At 72.6% G+C, this 16,566-nt stretch carries 15 protein-coding genes; 9 read left to right on the forward strand and 6 right to left on the reverse strand.

Annotated features, from left to right (window positions below):
- The first annotated feature begins 64 nt into the window (after window positions 1-64).
- From ACGWYJ_RS29110 to ACGWYJ_RS29120, 3 genes are read left to right on the forward strand one after another with little or no spacing between them, the layout of a single operon-like run.
- Window positions 65-1,006, forward strand: a complete 942-nt coding sequence (locus ACGWYJ_RS29110) for an ABC transporter permease (protein ID WP_395109624.1) — start codon at window positions 65-67, stop codon at window positions 1,004-1,006.
- Entirely contained in the window at window positions 1,003-2,946 is a 1,944-nt protein-coding gene (locus ACGWYJ_RS29115) for a dipeptide/oligopeptide/nickel ABC transporter permease/ATP-binding protein (RefSeq protein WP_395109625.1), read from the forward strand. Before ACGWYJ_RS29110 ends, ACGWYJ_RS29115 begins: the two co-directional genes overlap by 4 nt.
- Window positions 2,927-3,769 carry an ATP-binding cassette domain-containing protein gene (locus ACGWYJ_RS29120; protein ID WP_395109626.1) on the forward strand — a complete coding sequence of 281 codons (843 nt, stop codon included), beginning with the start codon at window positions 2,927-2,929 and terminating at the stop codon, window positions 3,767-3,769. Before ACGWYJ_RS29115 ends, ACGWYJ_RS29120 begins: the two co-directional genes overlap by 20 nt.
- Window positions 3,770-3,798: 29 nt before the next feature.
- Here ACGWYJ_RS29120 and ACGWYJ_RS29125 read toward each other — a convergent pair whose 3' ends face one another.
- The 4 genes from ACGWYJ_RS29125 to ACGWYJ_RS29140 all read right to left on the reverse strand — a co-directional run bounded on the left by ACGWYJ_RS29125 (window position 3,799) and on the right by ACGWYJ_RS29140 (window position 7,884).
- Entirely contained in the window at window positions 3,799-4,779 is a 981-nt protein-coding gene (locus ACGWYJ_RS29125) for an alpha-ketoacid dehydrogenase subunit beta (protein WP_395109627.1), read from the reverse strand.
- Between the two features lie 108 nt (window positions 4,780-4,887).
- Window positions 4,888-5,901 carry a thiamine pyrophosphate-dependent dehydrogenase E1 component subunit alpha gene (locus ACGWYJ_RS29130; RefSeq protein ID WP_395109628.1) on the reverse strand — a complete coding sequence of 338 codons (1,014 nt, stop codon included), beginning with the start codon at window positions 5,899-5,901 and terminating at the stop codon, window positions 4,888-4,890.
- Window positions 5,898-6,989 (reverse strand): LacI family DNA-binding transcriptional regulator, encoded by a 1,092-nt coding sequence (locus ACGWYJ_RS29135; protein ID WP_395109629.1) that lies wholly within the window; start codon window positions 6,987-6,989, stop codon window positions 5,898-5,900. Before ACGWYJ_RS29135 ends, ACGWYJ_RS29130 begins: the two co-directional genes overlap by 4 nt.
- Before the next feature lie 22 nt (window positions 6,990-7,011).
- Window positions 7,012-7,884: a sugar phosphate isomerase/epimerase family protein gene (locus tag ACGWYJ_RS29140; protein ID WP_395109630.1), complete on the reverse strand. Its 873-nt coding sequence runs from the start codon at window positions 7,882-7,884 to the stop codon at window positions 7,012-7,014.
- 128 nt (window positions 7,885-8,012) lie between these two features.
- On the opposite strand from ACGWYJ_RS29140, the gene ACGWYJ_RS29145 reads away from it, so the two are divergent.
- On the forward strand, window positions 8,013-8,324 hold the full coding sequence (locus ACGWYJ_RS29145; protein ID WP_395109631.1) for an L-rhamnose mutarotase: 312 nt from the start codon (window positions 8,013-8,015) through the stop codon (window positions 8,322-8,324).
- Window positions 8,325-8,373: 49 nt separating this feature from the next.
- Here ACGWYJ_RS29145 and ACGWYJ_RS29150 read toward each other — a convergent pair whose 3' ends face one another.
- Together ACGWYJ_RS29150 and ACGWYJ_RS29155 are read right to left on the reverse strand one after the other, a co-directional pair.
- Complete coding sequence (locus tag ACGWYJ_RS29150; protein WP_395109632.1) at window positions 8,374-9,156, reverse strand: SDR family NAD(P)-dependent oxidoreductase; 783 nt, start codon at window positions 9,154-9,156, stop codon at window positions 8,374-8,376.
- Window positions 9,153-10,328 carry a mandelate racemase/muconate lactonizing enzyme family protein gene (locus tag ACGWYJ_RS29155; protein WP_395109633.1) on the reverse strand — a complete coding sequence of 392 codons (1,176 nt, stop codon included), beginning with the start codon at window positions 10,326-10,328 and terminating at the stop codon, window positions 9,153-9,155. The genes ACGWYJ_RS29150 and ACGWYJ_RS29155 overlap by 4 nt, the downstream gene beginning before the upstream one ends.
- 297 nt (window positions 10,329-10,625) lie before the next feature.
- Here ACGWYJ_RS29155 and ACGWYJ_RS29160 point away from each other — a divergent pair, with 297 nt between their 5' ends.
- The 5 genes from ACGWYJ_RS29160 to ACGWYJ_RS29180 are packed head-to-tail and all read left to right on the forward strand — an operon-like array spanning window position 10,626 to window position 16,499.
- Complete coding sequence (locus ACGWYJ_RS29160; protein WP_395109634.1) at window positions 10,626-11,723, forward strand: sugar ABC transporter substrate-binding protein; 1,098 nt, start codon at window positions 10,626-10,628, stop codon at window positions 11,721-11,723.
- 5 nt (window positions 11,724-11,728) lie between these two features.
- Window positions 11,729-13,255, forward strand: coding sequence for a sugar ABC transporter ATP-binding protein (locus tag ACGWYJ_RS29165; RefSeq protein ID WP_395109635.1), 1,527 nt, complete (start codon window positions 11,729-11,731; stop codon window positions 13,253-13,255).
- 40 nt (window positions 13,256-13,295) lie between these two features.
- Window positions 13,296-14,285: an ABC transporter permease gene (locus tag ACGWYJ_RS29170; protein WP_395109636.1), complete on the forward strand. Its 990-nt coding sequence runs from the start codon at window positions 13,296-13,298 to the stop codon at window positions 14,283-14,285.
- Window positions 14,286-14,319: 34 nt separating this feature from the next.
- Window positions 14,320-15,378: a Gfo/Idh/MocA family protein gene (locus ACGWYJ_RS29175; protein WP_395109637.1), complete on the forward strand. Its 1,059-nt coding sequence runs from the start codon at window positions 14,320-14,322 to the stop codon at window positions 15,376-15,378.
- The gene (locus ACGWYJ_RS29180; protein ID WP_395109638.1) at window positions 15,375-16,499 is read left to right on the forward strand and encodes a mandelate racemase/muconate lactonizing enzyme family protein; all 1,125 of its coding nucleotides are present in this window, start codon (window positions 15,375-15,377) and stop codon (window positions 16,497-16,499) included. Before ACGWYJ_RS29175 ends, ACGWYJ_RS29180 begins: the two co-directional genes overlap by 4 nt.
- Window positions 16,500-16,566 lie beyond the last annotated feature (67 nt).

The raw sequence follows: 16,566 nt of genomic DNA on the forward strand, positions 1-16,566 counted from the left end.
GGCCGGCCGCACGGACCGCACGGACCAAGAAGGAGCCCACCGGTTCGGAAGGGAGGCGGGCGGCATGCCGCGACTGGTGCCGCGCCGACTGCTGATCTCCTTCGCGCTGGTGTTCCTGGTGTCGCTGCTGACCTTCCTGCTGCAGTCCGCCGCGCCGGGCGACACCGCCCGCACGATCCTCGGCGAGAACTACACACCGGAGGCGTACGCGCTGCTGCGCCACGAACTGCTCCTCGACCGGCCCCTGCCCGTCCAGTACTGGCACTGGCTCGGCTCCGCACTGCGCGGCGACCTCGGCACCTCGCCGATCAGCGGATTGGACGTCGCCGCCGAGATCGGCGGACGGCTTCCGGTCACCCTGTCGCTCGTGGCCTGCGCGACCGTGGTCGCGGCGGTCACGGGCGTGGGCCTGGGCGTGGCGGGAGCCGTGCGCGGCGGACGGCTCGGGCGGGCCATCGACGCCCTGTCCCTCCTCGGCTTCGGCCTGCCCAACTTCTGGCTCGGCCTGGTCCTGGTCATGGTGTTCGCGGTGAGCCTCCGCCTGCTGCCCGCGACCGGCTACGTGCCGCTCGCCGAATCCCCGGGCGGCTGGGCCCGCAGCCTCCTGCTTCCCGTGGCCACCCTCGCGGCGTACGGCATGACCGTGTTCGCCAAGCAGACGCGCGACGCGATGCTCGACGCGCTCTCCCGCGACTTCGTCCACACGCTACGCGCCAACGGCGCGACCGAGACGTCCATCGTGTTCCGTCACGCCCTGCGGAACGCCTGCATCCCGGTGGTGACCGTGGCCGGGCTGGTCTTCGTCCAGACGCTCAGCGGGACCGTGCTGGTGGAGGCCGTGTTCGCCATGCCCGGCCTGGGCGGTCTGGCCGTCCAGGCGACGACCGGGCACGACGTTCCCATGATCCAAGGGGTGGTGCTCGTGTTCACGCTGTTCGTCGTGGCGATCAACCTCGCCGTGGACCTGGCGTACGGCCGGCTCAACCCGAAGGCGAGGGTGCGGTGACCGCCGCCGTGATCCGCGGCGGCCGGATCGCCGCCCGCCGGGTGGCCGCCGTGTGGCGTCCGATCGCGCGCCGCCCCATCGCGGCCGTGTCGCTGGCCTACCTCGTCCTGGTGCTGGTCGCCGCCGTGACGGCACCGGCGCTCGCACCGTACGGGCCGACCGAGACGGACCTGGAGCGCGTCCTGTCCGGTCCCACCGCCGACCACCCCTTCGGTACCGACAACCTGGGACGGGACCTGCTCAGCCGGCTGATGTACGGCGGTCGTGTCAGCCTCCCCGCCGTGGCCGAGGCCGTGCTGACCTTTCTCGTCCTGGGCGTGACCGGCGGCGTGGTGGCGGGCTTCCTCGGCGGCTGGTGGGACCGCGTGCTCGGATGGGTCGTGGACGTGATGCTCGCGATCCCCGCGATCGTCATGCTGCTGGTGGTGCTCGCCGTCTTCGTCCGCAGCGAGACGGCGGCGATGGTCGCGTTCGGCGTCCTCGGCTCTCCGGCGCTGGCCCGGGTGGCGCGCGGAGCCACGCTCGCCGTGCGCGGGGAACTCTACGTCGCCGCCGCCCGGGTCTCGGGGCTGCCCGACCGCCACATCATCGTCCGGCACGTGCTGCCCAGGGTGGCGGGGCCGATCATCGTCCAGGCGTCGCTGTTCGCCGGTGCGGCGCTGCTGGCCGAGACCGGCCTGGGCTACCTCGGGCTCGGGCCCGAGCCGCCGGCGCCGACGTGGGGCGGGATGGTCGCCGACGCGGCGGCGGTCATCGACCGGCGGCCGTGGCTGCTCGTGCCGCCCGGCCTGGTCATCGGCCTGGCCATCCTGGCGTTCGGCCTGCTGGGCGATGCCGTACGGGACGCGACGGCCCAGGCGGCGGACGGCCCGCGGACGCCACCCCGCCCGAAACGTCCGCTCCGCCGGGACCCGGTCATGCCGCCCGGGGACGCGCCGCCCGCGGCGCTGCTGTCGCTACGGGGCATCACGATCGCCCTCCCCGGTACGCGCGAGATGACCACCGTCGTGCAGGACGTCAGCATGGACATCGGGCGAGGGGAAACGGTGGGCCTGGTGGGCGAGTCCGGATGCGGCAAGAGCCTCACCGGCCGGGCCGTTCTCGGGCTGCTCCCCTCCGGCGGCGTCGTCCGTACGGGAAGCGTCCTGTTCGATGGCGCCGACATGACGGGGGCCGGGCCGGCGGCACTACGCCGGCTGCGCGGACGCGAGATCGCGCTGATCTCCCAGGACCCCATCGCGGGCCTCGACCCGGTCCACCCCGCCGGCCGCCAGGTGGCCGAGCTGGTGCGGCGGCACCACGGCGGATCGCGGCGGTCGGTCCGCGCCCGCACGCTCGACCTCCTCCAGAGCGTCAACCTTCCCGATCCCGAGGCCGTCGCACGGCGCTACCCGCACGAACTGTCCGGTGGGATGGCGCAGCGCGTCGCCATCGCGATGGCGCTCGCGGGCGAGCCCCGGCTCCTGATCGCCGACGAGCCGACGACCGCCCTCGACGTGACCGTGCAGGCCGAGATCCTCGGACTGCTGCGCCGCCTCCAGCGGGAGCGCGGCATGTCCATCCTGCTCATCACCCACGACTGGGGTGTCGTGGCCGCCATGTGCCGCCGGGCGTACGTCATGTACGCGGGCCAGGTGGTGGAGGAATGCCCGGTCACGCAGATGGTCGACCGGCCGCTGCACCCGTACACCGCCGGCCTGCTCGGCTGCATGCCGAGCCGGGGCACCCCCCGCCGGCGTCTGGCCGCGATACCCGGCACGGTGCCGGCGCCGGGGGCCTGGCCGGACGGCTGCCGTTTCGCGCCGCGCTGCGGGCTGGCCACGGCGGAATGCGGCGAGGCCGCGATACCCCTGCTCGAACCCTCGGGCGGGCATCACACCCGGTGTGTCCACCACACCGCCGTCGAGAGGGGAGGCCGGCATGGGCACGCCCCTGCTTGAGATCGACGGCCTGAGGGTCGAACACCGCGGTGAACGCGGCACGCCGGTCCTCGCCGTCGACGGGGTGAGCCTGTCCCTGTCGCGCGGCGAGACGCTGGGCCTGGTCGGGGAGTCCGGCGCGGGCAAGTCGACGATCGGCGACGCGATCCTCGGGCTGGTCCGGCCCGCCGCCGGGCGCATCCTGTTCCGGAACGAGGACATCACCCATGCCGGACCGCGGCGGCGCCGCGAACTCGCCCGGCGTCTGCAGGTCGTCTTCCAGGATCCGTACGGCTCGCTGAACCCGTCCCGCACGATCGGCCAGACCCTCGCCGAGCCGCTGCGCGCCGGACGGGTCACGCGGCGGGAGACCGCCGGCCGGGTCGCCGGCATCCTCCGCCGGGTCGGCATGCCGCCCGAGATCGCCGCCCGCCGCCCGGGGCGGCTCTCCGGCGGCCAGCGCCAGCGCGTCGCCATCGCCCGCGCCCTGATCGTGGAACCCGAGCTGGTGGTCTTCGACGAGCCGACCAGCGCGCTCGACCTGTCCGTCCAGGCGCAGATCCTCAACCTGCTCCTCGACCTGCAAGAGGACCTCGGGCTCGGCTACCTGTTCATCTCCCACGACATCGACGTCGTACGGCACATGTCCCATCGCGTGGCCGTGCTCAAGGCCGGACGGATCGTCGAGCAGGGCCCCGTGGACGCGGTCATCGAGCGCCCGGCCCATCCGTACACGCGCAAGCTGCTCGCATCCGTACCGGCCCCAGACCCACGCGCCCACCCGGAACGAGGCGAAGCGACCACGGCCGAACCAGGGTCACCGTATGTCACGCCACATCATTAGCCTGCCTGCGAGCAGGTCGTCGGCGGCCTTCAGCTCTGGACCTGTTTGCGGACCTCGCTGACGATCTCCTCGACGCTCGGCATCCATGCCTCCTCAAGGTTCGCCGCGTACGGGACCGGGGTGTCATCCGCGCACAGCAGCAGCGGGGGCGCGTCGAACAGGAAGAAGTGGTGCTGGACCATACGGGCGATCAGGGAGGCGCCCCAGCTGCCGCCCGCGGGCGCCTCTTGGACGACGGTGAGGCGGGACGTGGTGTTCAGGCTCTCCACGACGGTGTCGTCATCGAAGGGGACGAGGGTCCGCGGATCGATGACGGTGGCCTCGATGCCTTCGGTGGCCAGCCGTCCGGCCGCTTCGAGGGCGCGCCAGCGCATCTGCTGGGTCGCCACGATCGTGACGTCGTCGCCGCGGCGGACCACGTCGGCCCGGCCCAGCGGGATCGGATCGGCGTCCGGCGGGATCGTGCCCTTCACCGCGAACAGGTTCTTGTGCTCGAAGATCAGCACCGGGTTGTCGTCCTGGATCGCCGCCCGGGTCAGGCCGTACAGGTCGGGGACCGTGCCGGGAACGGCGATCTTGAGGCCGGGGATGTTGAGGAACCAGTTCTCGGCCGCCTGGGAATGCTGGGCCGCGAAGCCGCTCCCGGCGCCGCCCGCCATCCGGATGGTGACCGGAAGGCGCACCTGCCCGCCGGTCATGTAGCGGTACTTGGCGAGCTGGTTGGCGATCTGGTCGAAGCACACGCCGGCGAAGTCCGCGAACATGATCTCCGCGACCGGGCGCAGGCCGCACATGGCCGCGCCCATCGCGGCCCCCACGATGGCCTGCTCGGAGATCGGGGTGTCGCGCACCCGCTCCGGGCCGAACCTCTCGAACAGTCCCACCGTGGACTTGAAGGCTCCGCCGGCCGCGGCCACGTCCTCGCCGATCAGGATGACGTCGGGATCGGCGGCGAGCGCGTCGGCGAGCGCCCGCGCGATCGTCTGCCGGTAATTGATCTGCTCACTCATGCTGTGTCCTTCCTGGGGGCGGTCCCCCAGACCCCCCGAACGGCTCCGCCGCTCACGCTGTGTCCTTCCTGGGGGCGGTCCCCCAGACCCCCCGAACGGCTCCGCCGCTTATGAGTAGATGTCCTCGAATCGGGTCTGCGGGTCGGGGGCGGGCCAGGCGATGGCGCGCCTGGCCGCCTCGGCGACCTCCTGGCGCACCTCCTCGCGCAGCGCCGACAGTTCCTCGGACGAGGCACGGCCCGCGGCGACCATGGCGTCCTGGAGGAGTTTGATGGGGTCGCGCTGCAGCCAGGACTCCAGCTCGCCCGGAGGGCGGTAGGTCCCGGGGTCGGAACGGGAGTGCCCGGACTGGCGGTAGGTCTCGGCCTCGATGAGCGTGGGCCCCTCCCCCGCGCGGGCCCGCTCGACGGCCTCGCCCGCCACCGCCCGTACGGCCACGACGTCGTTGCCGTCAACGTGAACGCCTGGCATGCCGTACGACGCCGCCCGGTCGGCCAGCCGCGTGATGGGGGTCGTCGAGGCCAGCGGGCTGTACTCGCCGTACTGGTTGTTCTCGATGACGAAGACGGCCGGCAGCCGCCATATCGCCGCCAGGTTCAGGCTCTCGTGGAACGCGCCGATGTTGGTGGCGCCGTCGCCGAAGAAGGCGACCGCGACCGCGCCCGTCCCGCGCTGCCGTGCGGCGAGGGCATGGCCGACCGTGATGGGCAGGTGGGCGCCGACGATGGCGTTGGAGCCGTACGCGCCCACCGACACATCGGTCAAGTGCATCGAGCCGCCCTTGCCGCGGCACAGTCCCTCGGCCTTGCCGAGCAGTTCACCGAAGGCGCGGTCGAGCGGGGCGCCCATCGCCAGCACCGCGCCGTGCCCGCGATAGGTGCAGGTCATGGCGTCGCCGTGGCGCAGCGCACGGCACACGCCGACGGACACGGCCTCCTGCCCCTGGCACAGGTGGGTGCTTCCGCGCATGAGGCCACGGGTGAACAGGTCCTGGGTCTCGTCCTCGAAGAAGCGGATGCGGAGCATGTCCCGCAGAAGGTCGGCCGCGTCGCCGGGCGGGCCTGCGGCGAGGGTGCGCGGCTCGGCGGCGGGGCCGGACGGGGTGGTACTGATGTCGGTCACGTTTCCTCCAGGTCGCCGGGTGGCGGTGGCGCCGCGCAGCTGCGGGCGGGACGGAACACCGCCGGCAGCGTGGTGACACGGGCCGATCGGCCTTCCGTGTGGTCGAGCAACAGCCGTGCCGCCTGGCGCCCGATGTCCTCGGGATCGCGGGAGATGGTGGCGATGGGCGGCTCGAACAGCTCGGCGAGCGGCACGTCGTCGCAGGTGATCAGGGAGATCTGGTCGGGGATCCGGAGGTTCGCGCGGCGCAGCGCGCGCAGCACCCCGGTGAGGATCTGGTTGCCGCCGGCGATGATGGCGGACGGCGGTCCGGCCGCCGACAGCAGCGACTCGGTGGCCGCCTCGCCGTGCTCGGCGCTGAACGCGCCGGACCGGACGATGGCGGTGACGTCCGGGTGCGCCCGGCACGTCTTGCGCAGGGCCGCGGCGCGTTCCCTGGCGGGACGCACCGCCGGGTTGCCGTTGATCAGCGCGATGCGGCGGTGGCCGAGGGAGATCAGGTACTCGGCCGCGTCGGCGATCCCGCGGCGGTGGTCGCTCAGCACCGCGCTGGCGTCCGGCAGGGGCGCCGGGTCGCGGTCGACCAGCACGTAGGGGCTGTCGCTGCCGCGCAGCGCGTCGAGGGTCTCGGCGTTGTCCTCGTCGGCGAGCAGCAGGAGCAGGCCGTCCACCCGGCGCTGGCGGAGCATCCGCACGTGGGCGGCGTCGAGCGCGGGGTCGTTCATCGAGTTCATCAGCAGGATCGAGTAGCCCGCCGAGCGCAGTTCGACCTCGGCGCCGAGCGCGATCTGCGAGACCAGGGAGTTGGAGATGTCGCCCGCCACGAACCCGGCCGTCATCGTGGCGCCGCGGCGCAGGCTCTGGGCCAGCAGGTCGGGCTCGTATCCCAGGGCGGCCACGGCGTCGAGCACCCGGTTGCGCATGACCGCGCTCACGTCCGGGTGACCGGACAGGACGCGGGAGACCGATGACGGCGCCACCCCGGCGCGCTCGGCGACCTCCTTCACCCCCGCCCGCCGTGCCGGTGCCGCCGCGCCGCCGTCCGCTCGTCGTGTCCCGCCCGTGGGCCTGCGCTGGTTCGCTGCCATATGGTCCCCGCCGTGTCCGTCGTCAGGCGCCGGCCGGGCTGGACGCTGTCGCGGCGACATCGTCGAGCGCCCGGCCGAGCACGTCCCGGAGTTCCACCGTCTCGGTCAGATTGTCGACCTCGTTGCAACGATGCCACTCCGACCACACGTATTCGGTGGCAAGGAAACCTTGGTAGCCGGTGGCGGCGAGACCGCGGACCATCCGGGGGAAGTCGATGGTGTTGGCGCGCATGTCGGCCTGCAACGTCCCGGGACGTCCTCCCCGGCACTGGACGTGACCCGCTGCGGGCAGCAGCGGCTCGATGTCGTCGTCGCTGGAGCCGCCGAAGACGAAGTGACCGTAGTCGAGGGTGAGCCGCAGGTCCGGGACCATCTCCAGGAACCGGGCGGTCAGCTCGGGCGTGTCGATGAACGACCCCTGGTGCGGCTCCACCGACAGCCGCAGCCCGGCCTCCGCCGCCCTGTCGATCCGGATGCGCAGCCCTTCGGCGGCACGACCGGCCGCGTCCTCCCACGGCTCTCCGCCGAAGACGACGCCCGGCAGGATCGTCATGCCCGGGCTGCCGACGCGGCGTGCGAACTCCAGCGCCCGGTCGAAGAACTCCAGCGAGCGCTCCCGCTCGGCGGGGTCGGGGTGGTTGACCGCCGCGTCCTCGAAGCCGGCGGTCTGGGCGAACACGTCGGCCACGGCCAGCCCGCGCTCCGCGCAGCGCTCGGCCACCCGCCCGGCATGCTGGGCGATCTCCGCGCCGACGTCCTCGGGACGGACATGGCTGCGGCCGGTGAAGTAGCCGAGATCGACGGCGGCGAAGCCGAGGCCGCTGATGAGGTCCAGCGCCGTCGTGTGCGGCGCCGCCGGCCAGGTGTAGTCGGCGCAGGACAGCTCGATCGCCACAGCTGCATCCTTTCCTGGAAACCTTTCCAGTCCCAGAGCATGCCAGTGTCCCTACTGCTTGACAAGTACGACGCAGGATGAATGGGATGGTGCCCGCTCACTCGTTGGAATCGATTCTAGGAGTCGGGATGGAACGGGTCTGCTTCTCCTTCGAGCTCGTGCCGGGACAGGAGGACGAGTACGACCGGCGGCACCGGGCGGTGTGGCCCGAGCTGCTGGACGCGCTGCGCGAGAACGGCGTCCGCAACTACTCGATCTTCCGTGACGGCCGCACGGTGATCGCCTACGCCGAGTGCGAGCCGGACGCGGCCACGGCGTTCGGCGCCGTCGGCGAGACCGAGGTCAACGCGCGCTGGGCGGACTGGTTCGACGGCGTGATCGTGGGCATCGCGGACGGCGACTGGCAGACGTCCTACAAGGAGGTCTTCCACCTGGAATGAGCCCGCCCCTCCCCGGGGAGCGGGGTCGTCCCCCCACGAGGCGGCCGCTTCAGTAGGCGAGCCAGCCGCCGCTGACGTTGAGGGTCGCGCCGCTGATGAACGAGGCGTTGTCGGACGCCAGGAACAGGGTCGCGGTGGCGATCTCCTCGGGGGTGCCCAGGCGCCGCAGCGGGGTCGCCTCCAGGACGCCGTCCAGGACCTCCGGTGCCAGGCCGGTGCGGAGCATGGGGGTGTCGACGCTGCCGGGCGCGACGGTGTTGACCGTGATGCCGTCGGGCCCGTACTCCCTGGCCAGGCCCCGGGCCAGGGAGACCACTCCGCCCTTGCCCGCCGCGTAGACGACCGAGCCGCCATAGCCGCCCGTCCACCATGCCTGCGAGGCGAACAGGACGACACGGCCGCCACGGCCCCGCCGCCGCATCAGGTCGCCGGCGGCGCGGGCGAGGAAGAAGGTCGCCTTGAGGTTCACCTCGGTCTGGAGGTCCCAGTCCGCCTCGCTCACCTCGCCCAGGGGTTTGCGCAGCAGTACCGCGGCCATGTGGACGAGCACGTCGCACGAGCCGAGCCGCTCCTCGGCGGCCTCCGGCAGGGAGGCGGCGGCATGCGGGTCGGACAGGTCGGCGGCGAACGGCTCGTGACCGGAGCCGGGCAAGCCGCCGGCCACCTCGCGGCAGGCGGCCTCGTCGCGGTCGGCGACCAGGACCCGCGCACCGGCCAGCGCGAACTGGCGGCACACCGCGCGTCCGATGCCTCCGGCTCCGCCGGTGCAGAGCACGCCCCGGCCGGCCAGGCCCTCGCCCAGCAGGCGTCCCGGCACGGTGGTCTCGCTCATCGCTCCACCCGGTGACGCTCGATGTAGTCCCAGTCCAGTTCCCAGCCCAGCCCCGGCGCGTCCGGCAACACCAGGTGCCCCCCTTCCAGCCGCACTCCGCGGACCATGTTCCACCACATCGGGTCCCGGTCGGGGTGGAAGCACTCGGCGTAGGTGCCGTGGGGCTGGCTGGCCAGCAGGTGGGACGCCACGTGCGGTTCCTCGTGGTGGCCCATCTGCACGTCGTAGCCGTGGGCGATCGCGGCCGTCCGGCGCCAGGCGGTCGGGCCTCCGGACCAGGACGCGTCGAAGTTGCAGACGTCGACGGCGCCGGCCTCCATGAGGTCGCGGCAGCCGCTGGCCGACAGCTCGCTCTGGCCCGCGCAGACCGGGATCCCTCCGATCATGCGCACGTCGCGAAGCGAGCGCCGGTCGTTGTGCCAGCGCACCGGCTCCTCGAACCACCGGATGGAGAGTCCCTCGATGCGGGCGCACAGCTCCAGGGCCTCGGCCGTGGTGTAGCCCTGGTTGGCGTCGATCGTGAGGATGAAGTCCTCGCCGCCGGCCAGGCGGGCGGCCTCGACGCGCTCGGCGTCCTCGGCCGGTGACCGCCCGCCGACCTTCAGCTTCATCCCGGCCAGCCCCATCTCCCGGTACTGGGCGATCTCGTCGGAGAGGGCGCCGACCGGTTCGCCGTAGTAGCCGCCGATCGCCACCAGCGGGATCCGGTCGGTGAACCCGCCCCACAGCCGCCACAGCGGCTGGCCGAGCGCCTTGCCCACCGCGTCCCAGATGGCGGTGTCGACGCAGGCGAGCGCCACCAGGCCGAGCCGGCGGTCGCGCAGGATGTCGTAGGTCGCCGGATACCCGGCGTGCCAGCACCGCTCGGTGGCCATGGCGTCCATGCCCATCAGGGCGGGGGCGATCTCGGCCTGCACGATCCGCTCGATCTCGAGCAGGCTGGCGTCCTCGTCTCCGACGTAGCACTCGCCGACGATGCCGTCCGCGGTGTGGAGCCGCGTCACCAGGGTCGAACGGTGGGTCATCTGGTAGTGGCTGCCGCGGAAGACGGTCGGCAGGGGCACCCGGACGGGCGTGGTCTCCACTCTCGTGATGATCAGGCCGCCGCCGCGGCCGTCCCCGGCCGGGTGCCGGTCGGTGCGGTCCGCCGCGGGCGCGTCGTGGGACGTCATCGGGTCTCTCTTTCGGTCACGGGCTCTCTCGGTCACAGATCGTGCGATCCACTGGTAACGATTCCAGGAACGTGGGCACCGTAACCCGCCAACGGCCAAGTCATCAACCATGCGGCGCGGCGACGCCGGCTCGCCGAATGCCCGCTTCACAAGCCATGATCTGCCAGTCAAGGCGCCCTCAGGTCTTGACAGCGTCGCGGCGCACGGACTACGAAAGGGATCACTTCTGGAAAGGATTCCAGGATTTGGTTCCGGATCGACTGCCATATCGACCGCTGTATCGACGAGGAGGCCGGCATGTGGCTCGGTGACGGAAGGCTCGGCGCGCGAGTGGCGAAGGGCGCGGCGCTCGCCGGTTCGCTCGCGCTCGCCGCGGCCTGCAGCACAGGTCCGGGCCAGGGCGGTGGCGCCGAACCGGACGCCGCCAAGGCCCGTGAAGCGCTCAAGGCCGTGACGGCGGCACCGGCCGCCTCCACATCGGCGGGCGCGGTGGACTTCCGCCAGGCCGAGCCCGGCAGCGGACGCGGACTGAAGCTGGGATACATCTCCCTGGGTGAGAACGTCCCGTTCGGCAAGCTGGTCAGCGACGGCGTCCGCAAGCAGGCCGCCGCCGCGGGCGCCCAGCTCGTCTTCTGCGACTCCAAGGGGGACGCGGCCACGGCGCTCGACTGCGTGCGGAACTTCAAGACCCAGGGCGTCCAGGGCTACCTGAACTTCCAGCCCGACTCCAAGGCGGCGGCGTCCATCTGCCAGGCCGGGCCGCAGGTGCCCGTCATCGGCATCGACATCCACCAGCCGCCGTGCGAGCGCGCGTTCATGGGAGCCGACAACGCCCACGCGGGCTATCTCGCGGGCAAGGCCCTGGGCCGGTACTTCAAGCAGGTGTTCGACTGCGAGTACGACGCCTTCGTCTCGATGGAGCAGCCGGAGGCCGGCGAGGTGAACCAGGCCCGCATGGGCGGTCAGCGCAAGGGCTTCACCGAGGAGTGCGGCCAGATCAAGAACCTGAAGCAGGTCAACGCGTTCCGCATCGACAACGCCCGCACCACCTTCACCGACGTGCTCACCTCGCTGCCGGGCGCGAAGCGCATCGTCGTCGCGGCCATCAACGACGACGCGATCCTGGGCGCGCTGGCCGCCGCCAGGACCGCCGGACGCCAGAACGACCTGTACATGGCGGGCCAGGGCGCCGACCCCTCGGCCCACTGCGAGATCTCCAAGAACACGCACTGGGTGGCCGACACCGCCTACTTCCCCGAGCGCTACGGCGAGATCGGCGTCCCCTACCTCATCGACCTGATCAAGGGCAAGGACGTTCCGAAGCAGCTCTTCGTGAAGCACGCGATCATCAACTCGTCGAACATCGGGTCCTTCTACAAGCCCTCGGGCTGCTGACGTCCATGACCGCGGAAGCGACCGAAGCGACGACGGCGCGGCCCTCGCTGCTCACGGCGACCGGTATCCGCAAGTCCTTCGCCGGGGTGCCGGTCCTGCACGGGGTGGATGTGAGCGTGCGCCCCGGCGAGGTGCTGGCGCTGCTGGGCGAGAACGGCGCGGGCAAGTCCACCCTCGTGAAGATCCTGGCGGGCGACCACCGGCCCGACGGCGGGACGATCTCGCTCGGAGGCGTGTCCGTCCCCGCCCTGGACCCGAAGCGGGCACGCGCGCTCGGCATCCGGATGATCTTCCAGGAGCCGGCCGACGCGCCGTCCCTGAGCGTCGCGGAGAACGTCTTCCTGGGACGCTGGCCGACCACCGCCGGCCGGGTGGACTGGGCGGCCATGCGGTCCCGCGCGGCGAGGATCCTGGCCGAGCTGGACGCCGACCTCGACCCGCGCGCCACGGTCGGCGCGCTGCGCATCGGCGAACGGCAGATCGTGGAGATCGCCCGCGCGCTGACCGACGACGCGCGGGTGCTCATCCTGGACGAGCCGACCGCCGCGCTGTCGTCGGAGGAGGTGGCGCGGCTGTTCCGGTTCGTCCGGCGGCTCCGCGACCGGGGCGTGGGGATCATCTACATCACCCACCGGCTGGACGAGGTGCGGGAGCTGGCCGACCGTGTGCAGGTACTGCGCGACGGGCGGACGGCCCTGTCGGCTCCGGTCGGCTCGGTCGGCAGGGACGAGCTGGTCTCCGCGATGATCGGCCGCTCCGCCGGCACGGTGGCCAGGCCGGCCGCCGCCGCGCCGGCGCACGAGGGGGCGGAACCCGTGCTGCGCTTCACGGAGGCGTCCATCGACGGCGTGTTCACCGATGTCTCGCTGTCGGTCGCGCCCGGTGAGGTCGTGGCCCTGTACGGGAAGGTCGGCTCGGGGATCGCCGAGGTGGCGGAGACGGCCTTCGGGCTGCGCACGCTGACGTCCGGCACCGTGGAGGTGGACGGGCGCGCGCGGTCCTTCCGCGACCCGGCCGCGGCGATCCGGGCGGGTGTCGGGCTGCTGCCCGCCGACCGGCAGCGGGACGGCGGATTCGCCGTGCGCCCCGTGGCCGAGAACCTCGCGGCGCCGTCGTGGCCGCTGATGTCCAGGCTCGGCGTCCTGACGTCCCGCCGCGAGGACGCCGCGTACGGGAGATGGCGCGAGGCGCTACGGATCAGGGCCGGGCGCGGCCCGCGGCAGCCGATCGCCACGCTGTCCGGTGGCAACCAGCAGAAGGTGCTGCTCGGACGCTGGCTGGAACGCGGCTCCAAGCTGCTGATATTGATCGAGCCGACCCGGGGCGTGGACGTGGGGGCCCGGCAGGAGATCTACACGGCCCTGCGCGAGCTGGTGACGGGCAGGGCCGGGCTTCTGGTGGCCACCTCCGACTACGAGGAGGTCGTCCAGCTCGCCGACCGGGCGCTGGTGATGGCCCGCGGCCGGGTGGTGGCCGAGCTCGGCGGCGACGACGTCACGACCAGGGCACTGACCGACGCGGCCGGAGGATGAGGACATGGCGTACCAGGACAGAGCCGGAGGGAGCCGGGCCGTGGCCGATGACGTGGTGACCAAGGCGCCGGAGCGGCGGGACGCGCCGCCGTCCGAGGACAGGGTCGGCCGGAGCCTGCCCGAGTTCGCGGCGCTGCTGGCCGTGCTCGTGGTGCTGGTGATCTTCTTCAGCCTGCAGAGCGACTACTTCCTGCGCTCGTCCAACCTGCTCAACATTCTTACCGCGATCTCGGTGACCGGGATCATCGCGGTACCGGGCACGATGCTGCTGATCTCGGGTCAGTTCGACCTGTCGGTGGGGTCGGGGGCCGCGTTCTGCGGTGTGGTGCTCGCGACCGTCGGGACCGATCACGGCATCACCATGGGCGTGCTGGTCGCGTTGCTGGCCGGGCTGATCGTGGGAGTGGTCAACGGGGCGCTGGTGTCGGTCGTGGGCGTGAACGCCCTCATCACGACGCTGGGCATGCTCGCGGTGCTGCGCGGCTTCACCCAGCTGCTGGCCGGCGGGCAGACGGCGCTGTTCCCGGGCTTCACGCTGCTGGGCACGTCCCGCTTCCTGGGCGTCCCCGTCCCGGTGGTCATCTTCGCCGTGATCGTCGTCGCCGGGGCGCTGGTCATGCGCTACACCGTCTACGGGCGCTCGCTGTACGCGACGGGCGCCAATCCCGCGGCGGCGCGGCTGGTCGGGATCCGGGGACGGTGGAGCGTGTTCACCGGGTTCGTGCTGTCCGGGGTGGCGGTGGCCCTCGCGGGGCTGATCCTGACCTCGCAGCTCAGCGCGGCCTCGCCGGTGGCCGCCACCGGGCTGGAACTGTCGGTGATCGCCGCGATAGTACTGGGCGGTGCGAGCCTCTCCGGTGGCCGCGGGACGGTGATGGGAACGGTGCTGGGGCTGGTCCTGATCGGGGTGCTCAACAACGGGCTCACGCTGATGAACGTCAGCTCGTTCTGGCAGGACGTCGCACGCGGATCGCTGCTGATCCTGGCGGTGTCGTTCGATCAGATCCGGCAGCGGTTCTCCGCGTCGTGACCCGGGCACGGCGTGACCACGAGAGGCATGGGGCATGGGCAAGCTGAGACTCGGTGTGATCGGAGCGGGGTCCTGGGCCGTGGCGGCGCACCTTCCCGCCCTGGCGGAACGGGGCGAGGAGATCGAGTTCGCCGGGGTCTGCCGCAAGGGAGGTGAGGCGCTGCGCCGGATCAAGGACCGGTACGGCTTCCGCGTCGCCTCCGAGGACTACCGGGACGTCCTCGACGCGGGAGTCGACATCTGCGTGGTGGCCTCGCCGACGGCCCTGCACCACGAGCAGGTCCGGGCCGCGCTTGAGGCGGGCGCCCACGTCCTGTGCGAGAAGCCGATGACGATCCGGCCGGAGGACGCCTGGGACCTGGTCGAGACCGCCCGCCGGGCCGGGCGGGAACTGCTGATCAGCTTCGGCTGGAACTACTCCCCCATGATCCGCGCGGCCAAGCGGCTGGTGGACGAGCACGGCCTGGGACGGCTTGAGCACATGACCGTTCACATGTCGTCCCAGACGCGCGAGCTGCTGTCCAACACCGGCGCCTATCCCGACGCGGATCCGGACACCGTCCCCGAACCGGCGACCTGGACCGACCCGCGGGTGTCCGGCGGCGGATACGGGCAGGCGCAGCTATCGCACGCGCTCGGGCTCGCCTTGCACCTGGTACCCGAGCGCGTGGAGTGCGCGTTCGCGCTGATGAGCGGGCCCGACGAGGCGCCGGTGGAGCTGCACGACGCCATCGCGCTCCGGTTCACCGGCGGCGGCGTCGGGACGCTGTCGGGAGGGTCGGCGCACCTCGGCGCCGGTGGCAACAAGCACGCTCTGGAAGTACGCGCCATCGGAAGCGAAGGTCAGCTCCTGGTGGACGTCGAGCGCGAGCTCGTCTGGCTCTACCGGCCGGACGGCACCGATATCAGGCTGCCCGTGTCGCCGGGTGACGGGGCGTACCGGCCGTGGGGACCGGCGAACGCCCTCGTCGACGCGGCCCTGGGCCGTGCCGGCGCCAACGCGGCTCCCGGTGACCTTGGGGCGCGCACCGTCGAGGCGCTCGACCTGGCCTACCGGAGCGCCCGCAGCGGACGGCTGGAGGCCCGGTCGTGAGGATCGACGCCGTCGAGGCCGTCCCGCTCGCCTACACCGAGCCCAACGACCACGGCGGGACCCGGCATGTCTGCCTGGTACGGGTGTCGGCGGCCGACGGGCCGGTGGGCTGGGGCGAGGCCGTCACGATCTGGCCGGAGGCCACGCTCGCGACGGCCGAGATCGTCCGCGGCCTGTCCGAGGTCCTGGTCGGACGAGACCCGTGCGACACCTCCGCGCTGTGGCAGGCCGTCCGCGACCACACCTGGTGGTACGGCGTCGGGGGCATCGCCACCTTCGCCCACGCGGCCATCGACACCGCCCTGTGGGACCTCAAGGGCCGCATCACCGGGCAGCGCGTCCTCGACCTGCTCGGCGGCCCCGTCCACGACGGGCTGCCCGCCGTGGTGTCCTGCCACGCCGCCCGCGCCGGGCTGCGGGAGGGCGCCGAGGAGATGGCGGGCTGGGTGGCCGATCGGAGGGCGGCCGGGATCAAGGTCGGTTTCGGCAAGCGGGGCGAGGCCCACCTGGGCTTCGACCATGACCGGGACGTGGAGTTCGTCCGGTCGCTGCGCGCCGCGCTCGGGCCGGAGCCGAAGATCATGGTGGATCTCGGCGTGCGCAACCGGTGGACCGTGGCCGAGGCGGTACGCCGGGTGCGGGCGTTCGAGGAGCACGGCCTGCACTGGATCGAGGAGCCGCTGGGCGCCGACGATCCCGAGGGCTACGCGACGCTGCGGGCCAAGACGACCACGCTCATCGCCTACGGCGAGCGCGAGTGGACGGTCCGCGGCGTGCGGCGGATCCTCGCCACCGGAACCGTGGACGTCGTCGGGATCGACCCGGGGCGCACCGAGGGCGTGACCGGCTTCAGCCGGTCCTGCCGGCTCGTCGAGGCCGCCGGGCGGCAGGCGAACGCGCACGCCTGGGCCGGCCCCATCTCGTTCGCCGCCGCGCTGGCGGTCTCGTACGCCCATCCGTGCTGCCGGCAGTTCGAGGTGCAACCACTGACCAACCCGCTGCACAGGGACCTGGCCGCCGCGCCGAAGCCGCGCGACGGCGTCCTGCCCCAGCCCGACGGGCCCGGCCTCGGCATCGAGGTCGACCCCGCCGCGGTGGCCCACTACCGCATGGACCGCTGAACCCCAGGCCGCCCAAGCTTTCAGCCCCCCAACCCCGAGCCCAAACCCCGAGCCGCCCAAGCCCCGA

Source organism: Actinomadura sp. SCN-SB, from assembly GCF_043906805.1.
GTDB lineage: Bacteria > Actinomycetota > Actinomycetes > Streptosporangiales > Streptosporangiaceae > Spirillospora.